Annotated in this window: 3 protein-coding genes and 1 riboswitch; of the genes, 2 read left to right on the top strand and 1 reads right to left on the bottom strand. The window is 59.5% G+C overall.

What is annotated here, in order from left to right; translation table 11 throughout:
- Nucleotides 1–114: 114 nt before the first annotated feature.
- Nucleotides 115–2,295 (bottom strand): ExeM/NucH family extracellular endonuclease, encoded by a 2,181-nt coding sequence (locus BN1121_RS03235; RefSeq protein ID WP_005347621.1) that lies wholly within the window; start codon nt 2,293–2,295, stop codon nt 115–117.
- Between the two features lie 280 nt (nt 2,296–2,575).
- A riboswitch (cyclic di-GMP riboswitch) is annotated at nt 2,576–2,662 on the top strand.
- A 110-nt stretch (nt 2,663–2,772) separates the two neighbouring features.
- Between BN1121_RS03235 and BN1121_RS03230 the strand changes: the two genes are divergently transcribed.
- Together BN1121_RS03230 and BN1121_RS03225 are read left to right on the top strand one after the other, a co-directional pair.
- Nucleotides 2,773–5,808, top strand: coding sequence for a glycosyl hydrolase family 18 protein (locus BN1121_RS03230; RefSeq protein ID WP_005347618.1), 3,036 nt, complete (start codon nt 2,773–2,775; stop codon nt 5,806–5,808).
- Nucleotides 5,809–5,950: 142 nt separating this feature from the next.
- The gene (locus BN1121_RS03225; RefSeq protein ID WP_005347610.1) at nt 5,951–6,889 is read left to right on the top strand and encodes a chemotaxis protein CheV; all 939 of its coding nucleotides are present in this window, start codon (nt 5,951–5,953) and stop codon (nt 6,887–6,889) included.
- Nucleotides 6,890–6,898: the final 9 nt, after the last annotated feature.

The raw sequence follows: 6,898 nt of genomic DNA, 5'->3' as shown, positions 1-6,898 counted from the left end.
ATCCCGCGTAGCTCCACCATATCGAAGGCCACCGCATTGCGGTGGCCTTTTTGTTTATCCGCACCTCGCTCAATGAAAGACCCGCCAGATGGCGGGTCTTGTTTTACTGCTTACTTAACGGCGACGGCGCCAGAAGGCCAGCGGCAACAGGGCCAGCATGCCCAGGCCTATGCTGCCACCCCCGCTGCTCTGGGGCTGTTGGGCCTCTTCCAGCTTCAGATCGACGATGATGGGGTCGTGGTCAGAAGCGCTGAAGGGGTTGTCGGACTTGGCCAACGAGCCGGTGTACTTGGTGCCGTATTCGAACAGGTTGCTTTCGAACGAGTTGATATGCCAGTCGGCCACGCCGACGACGCGACGGGTCAGGGCCGGGTTGCCCAAGGCATAGTCCAGGGTACCAAGCTCGCCATCATAGCTATAGGAGATGGCCTTCTCCTTGTTGAACCTGACGTTGAGATCGACAAGACCATAGCTCTTGGTCACCTCGCGGCCCGTTTGTTCGTAGGGGTGCTCGCCGATAAAGGTACGGGATGCAGAGACAATCTTGCGCTCGCTGGTGGCCGGGTTGTAGTCGGTCAGGACGCGGATCGGGTCTTCCTTGGCGTAGGAGTTGAAGTCACCCACCAGCAGTACCTGTCCGGGCAGCTTGCTGACCGCCTCACCCAGCACCTTGGCGGCGGAGACGCGGAACTCGGTGCACTTGCCTTGCAGATCGGCCGGCTCGCTCTTGCCATCGCCGTTTTCAAAGCAACCGGACCCCTTGGACTTGAGGTGGTTGACCACCAGGGTCAGGGGATCCTTGCTGCCCGTAACCATGAAGCTCTGTACCAGGGAGTCGCGCTGGCCGGCGCTCTTGGCGACGCCACCGACCGTGTAACGCTGCTCCGGCATCTTGACGATGGCGGCATCCCCTGCTGGCGTGAGCTTGGCTGGGCGATAGAGCATGGCCACCATGATGGCGTCGCCGCCGAAGAATTTCTCGCCGGTCAGCAGGGCGGCAGGCAGGCGAACATAGGCATAGTGCTTGCTGGCATCCTTCTGCTGTTCGTTGAGACGGGTCACCAGGTTATTGATGGCAGAGTTATCGCCAAAACCGTTGTTCTCCATCTCCATCAGACCGAGCAGATCGGCATCCATCTCTGTGATGGCGTTGGCGATCTTGGTGCGTTGCTTCTCGAACTCGGCCTGAGTCTTGGCGCCGCGGTTACAGCCTTTATCCGTGCCGGCATCCGCCTGGTCCTTGCACAGCACGTTGAGATCGCCGCCAATCTCGGGCGCACTGGTGAAATAGTTGAGCACGTTGAAGCTGCCGACCCGCAGGTCGCTGCCGGGAGCTCGTGCCGGGGCGGCCTGACGGTCCTCTTCCTGGCTACGTAGCAGATTGCCGGCGGTCAGGGTCATATCGTTCGGCACGACCAGGCGGAAGGCGTTCTTGTTGTAGATAACGACCCCTTCCAGGCCATCGAGCTGATCGCCGATACGCAGATAGCCCTGATCCGCATCCAGAGCCGGGAACCAGGGGATAATCCCATCCGGTGCTTTGTAATCAGACTCGACCACCAGGCGGTTGGCACCATTCTTGGCAGCCAGTGCCACGGCATCGGCACCGCTGGCCACATGCAGCTGGGTCGGTTTGATCAAGGGAGCCTTGTGGGAGAGCTCTACGTTGTTGCGATAGACCTTGTAATCGAAACTAAAGTTGCGGGTCAGGCGCAGATCGCTGGTGCTATCGAGGCGAACCCGCATTCCCTCATGGCGATTGAGGGCCTGGGCCAGGGTTTCGCCTTCATTGACTTGCAGTACAGAGGTGGGGATGTTCGCTCCCTGAGCGGTCACTTGCAGGCGGGCTTTGCTCGCTTCGAAGGTCGGCTTGAGCTGAGTGCCGCCGTAATACTCTTCGACATTCGCTTCGAGGCAGAGCTCGGCACCCGGTTTGATGTCCGGATAGTTGGTCGCGAACTTGCTGTCGTTGAGGTACACGAAGATGCCATCGGAGGTGGCCGGATTACCATCGCCTACCGGGTCGGTCAGGTAGAAACCTTTGGTCAGACTTTGACCCAGCGTGGTCACGACACCGCGCACCATGACAGTATCCGGACTGATGGCTCCGGTAATATTGCCATTTTTGTCCGTCACCGTCTTGGTTGCCAGCGCGCTGCTGGAACCCGTTCCCTGGATAGTTGGGATGGTGGTGAGTTGTGCCGGATCAGAAGGGCAGACAAAGGCGGCGTGAGCGCTGGGGGCGGCCAGGGCCAGCCCCACCGCCAGTGAGAGCAGGGTTCGAGTTGCTTGCATGATGATTTCCTTTAATTTTTTCTTAGCATTTCCGTAGCCCTGCCGGAGCAGGGGCGCGAATTGTCACATGACCGTCAGCTCTGACCAGTGATGGGCTGCACACTTTTGCAAGATGGGGAGGTGCTGACCACCTGTTTTATGATGAAGCCAACACTCTGATTTTTATTGCTAAATGGCTTGGGTTTCGAATGAGGAGTGACGGTTTTGGTTGTTTCTTGCCGCGAATAAAGATTGTCGGTGATGTGGACAATTTCTATACTCGATTCGTTCCTGACGGAACCCAGGTTAAGGGCAAACCGATCGAAAGATCGGGACGCAAAGCTTCCGGCCTACCGGTCATATGACCCAGGGTAGCGGGGCCTCCCAGGATCTCATCGGGTGCAGTGGCACAGTCCAATGCCAGTTGTCTGCCTCTGCGTGGACCTGCCGCGTCTGTCCTTGCCTTGGATAACCATGCCAAGAAACAAGGAAGAAAAAATGCAAAACCACTTTGTCCCTACCCGCCTGGCGGCGCTGGTCGCCGTGGCTTTTCTGCCTGCCTGGGCGCAGGCTGCCTATCCTCCCTATGAAGCCGGCAAGAGTTACAGCGCCGGTGACGTGGTCAGCAATGCCGGTGCTCTCTACCAGTGCAAGGAGTTCCCCTACTCCGGCTGGTGTGGCGCCTCTCCCTACCACTACGAGCCTGGGGTCGGCGTCACCTGGGGTGATGCCTGGCGTCTGTTCAATGATGGAAGCCTGCCACCGGCGATTGGTCTGAGTGTCAGCTCACCGGTCAGCGGTGCCAGTGTCAGCGAAGGGGCCGATGTCGCTCTTGCCGTGACCCTGAGCGGGAGTACCACTGGGCTGACCCGGGTGGAGTACCAGATCGATGGCAAGCTGGTGGCGACGGCCACCAGTGCTCCCTGGGGGGCTGCCTGGAAGGCCGTGGGTGGCGGCAGCCATGATCTCAAGGCGCGGGCATTGGACAAGGATGGCAAGGTGCTGGCCGAGAGCAGCAGTCGCTTCACTGTGAGTGCGGTAACGGCTCCGGAAGCCCCCAAGGTGGCGATCGCCAGCCCAGCCGCCGGAGCCAAGGTGACCCTGGGACGCAGTGTGGCGGTTAGCGCCAACGTGACCGATGCCAACAATGACGTGGCCAAGGTGGAGCTGTTCGTGGGTGGCAAGCGGGTCGGCGAGGATACCTCGGCCCCCTGGCAGGTGAGCTGGACTCCGGATGCCAAGGGGAGTGCCGCCCTCAAGCTGGTGGCGACCGATCAGGCCAATCTCTCCGGTGAGTCGGCCGTGGTGACGGTCAACGTCGAAGAGGCCGCCTTACCCCCGACCGGCGGTAACCTCTCCTGCGATATCCGTCAGGTTTATCGTCCCGATGGCTACGAGTGTATGGGGGACGATCATGCCCGCCGGGTCATCGGTTACTTCACCTCGTGGCGTACCGGCAAGAATGGCTTGCCCGCTTACCTGGTGAGCGACATCCCCTGGGGCAAGTTGACCCACATCAACTACGCCTTCGCGGCGGTGGATGAGCAGAGCCACCTCATCAAGGTCGATGATGCCGCAACCAAGATGACCTGGGAGGGCGTGCAGGGTGCCGAGATGGATCCCGAGTTTGCCTACCAGGGCCACTTTAACCTGTTGTCGAAGTACAAGAAGCAGTTTCCGGATGTGAAGACCCTGATCTCGGTTGGTGGTTGGGCCGATACCCGTGGCTTCTACAGCGCCACCACCAAGGGAGATTGCACCGTCAACACGGCGGGGATCAACGCCTTCTCCGATTCGGCGGTGAGCTTCATTCGCCAGTACGGCTTCGACGGCGTCGACATCGACTACGAATATCCCACCTCCATGAAGGATGCGGGCAATCCCAACGACTTCCCCCTTTCGAATCTCTGTCGTGGCAAGCTGTTCGGTAACTACAAGGTACTGATGCAGACCCTGCGCGAGAAGCTTGATGCCGCCGGTGCAGAGGACGGTCGTAAGTACATGCTCACCATCGCCTCGCCGGCCTCGGCCTACCTGCTGCGCGGTATGGAGAACTTCCAGGTCACTCAATACCTCGACTACGTCAATCTGATGAGTTATGACTTCCACGGCGCCTGGAACCACTTTGTCGATCACAACGCCGCCCTGTTTGATAACAAGCAAGACTCCGAGCTGGCCCATTGGGGTGTCTACACCCAGAGTCAGTTTGGCGGCATCGGCTACCTGAACTCGGCCTGGGCGGCCCATTACTTCCGCGGTGCCCTGGCGGCCGGCAAGATCAACATCGGCGTGCCTTACTACACCCGCGGTTGGCAAGGGGTCACGGGCGGTACTCACGGCCTGGGAGGCAAGGCGGCGCTGCCGAGCCAGAATCAATGTCAGCCCGGGACCGGCGGCGGCAATATTCCGTGTGGTAACGGCGCCATGGGTATCGACAACATCTGGCACGATCTCGACAAGAGTGGCAAGGAGATAGGTGCCGGCGCAGTGCCCATGTGGCATGCCAAGAACCTGGAACATGCGGCCGACCTCGGTATCACCAGCATGCCAAGCTACGGTCAGGCCTGGGGACTCGATCCCAACGATCCTCAGGATCTGATCCAGGGCCAGTATGTGCGCTACTTCGACGACAAGGCCAAGGTTCCCTGGCTTTGGAACGAGCAGAAGAAGGTGTTCCTCTCCACCGAAGATGAGCAGTCCATGGGCCACAAGCTCGACTACATCGTCAAGCAGGGCCTGGGTGGCGTCATGTTCTGGGAGATGGCCGGTGACTATGCCTTCGATCCGGTCAAGAAGGAGTATGTGATTGGGGATACCCTGACCACCCTGGCCTATGAGAAGTTTGCCAAGGCAACTCCCTACAACCCCCGCCAGAACGCGCTGCCGGCACCCACCACTCAGCTTGATATCGGCGTCAGCCTGACTGGCTTCAAGGAGGGGGACTCCAACTATCCCATCAACCCGACCCTGAAACTGACCAACCGCTCGACTCAGACCATACCGGGCGGCGCGCGCATCGAGTTCCTGGTTCCCACCTCGACCTCGGATACCATCACAGATCAGAGTGGCATGGGTCTGAAGGTGGTAGAGAGTGGCGGTAACAAGAACTCCGACGGTATCGCCAATGAGAAAGACTTCCACAAGGTAGCCATGACACTGCCGAGCTGGAAGGCCTGGACTCCGGGCAGCGATGTGGAAGTGGCGATGACCTATTATCTGCCGGCCGCCGGCGTGCCGAGCGGAGTTCGGATCGTGAGCGGTAGCCAGACCATCGGTCTCAAGAGTGACTTCCCGGGCTTGCCTGAGGCGGTCATGGGGAGCAGTGGTGGTGGTGAAACCCCGGGTGGTACCACCTGTAGCAGCCAAAAGATCGATCCTGCTGCCTACAAGGCATATCCCAACTGGCCAAGTGGGGATCATGCCAACAGTGGTGACCGTATGACCAACGGCAAGGCGGTCTGGCAGGCTAACTGGTGGACCAGCAGTGAACCCAAGGCCGGCGACGGCAGCTGGAAACAGCTCTGCACTTATTAATAGTTAAATCAAATAGATAGGCGGGGACTTTGTCCCCGCTTTTTTTTCATGGCGCAGGGGAGATGATGGAAAAAGCGTCTGACTTTCGTGCGCAGGGGACTCTATACTAGAGACTGTCATGAGCCCGGATGGAAGTGATTGTATGGCAAGCATATTGGATTCAGTGGATCAGCGAACTCAACTGGTCGGGGAAAATCGCCTGGAACTGCTCATGTTCCGGCTCGGCTCTCACCAGATGTTTGCCATCAACGTCTTCAAGGTGCGTGAGGTGGTCAAGCTTCCCCCGCTCAACAAGATGCCCGGTTCTCATCACAACATCTGTGGGGTGGCCAATATCCGGGGGGCCTCGATCCCCGTCATCAATCTGCGCGGCGCCATCGGTCTGCGTCCCATGCAGACCGATACCGAGTCCAATCTGATTATCACCGAGTACAACCGGACCGTGCAGGGCTTTCTGGTCGGCCAGGTGGCCCACATCGTCAACATGACATGGAAAGACATCCTGCCTCCACCGCGCACCGCTGGCCGCTCTAACTACCTCACCGCGATCACGCGGGTGCGAGAGGGAGACAAGGAGCAGATCGTCGAGATCATCGATGTGGAGAAGGTGCTGGCCGAGATCCTCACCTATGACGTCACCATCTCCGAAGAGGTGCTGGATCGGGAGATCCTGCCCGAGATGAATGGCCGCAAGGTATTGATCGTGGATGATTCGAGCACGGCGCGGGCCCAGGTGCGTGATACCCTCAGCCAGCTGGGGCTACAGGTGATCGAGTGCCAGGATGGGCGGCAGGCGCTCGACTTGCTCAAGGGGTGGTGCGACAGCGGCAAGAAGGTGACCGACGAGATCCTGCTGATGATCACCGATGCCGAGATGCCCGAGATGGATGGCTATCGCCTCACCGCCGAGGTGCGCGGCGATCCCCGCATGTCCGATCTCTTCATCACCCTCAACACCTCACTAAGCGGTAGCTTCAACGAGGCCATGGTCAAGAAGGTGGGGTGTGATCGATTCATCTCCAAGTTCCAGCCCGACCTGCTGGTGCAGGTGGCGCAGGAGCGGCTGCGGCAGATCATGTGAAGAGGGGGC

The organism is Aeromonas diversa CDC 2478-85 (genome assembly GCF_000819805.1).
GTDB classification, from domain to species: domain Bacteria; phylum Pseudomonadota; class Gammaproteobacteria; order Enterobacterales; family Aeromonadaceae; genus Aeromonas; species Aeromonas diversa.
This window is presented reverse-complemented; position numbering and strand designations above follow the sequence as displayed.

Excerpts from the sequence above, each read along its gene's own strand:
- BN1121_RS03230 (WP_005347618.1), top strand. The coding sequence starts at position 2,773 with ATGCAAAACCACTTTGTCCCTACCCGCCTGGCGGCGCTGGTCGCCGTG.
- BN1121_RS03235 (WP_005347621.1), bottom strand. The coding sequence starts at position 2,295 with ATGCAAGCAACTCGAACCCTGCTCTCACTGGCGGTGGGGCTGGCCCTG.
- BN1121_RS03225 (WP_005347610.1), top strand. The coding sequence starts at position 5,951 with ATGGCAAGCATATTGGATTCAGTGGATCAGCGAACTCAACTGGTCGGG.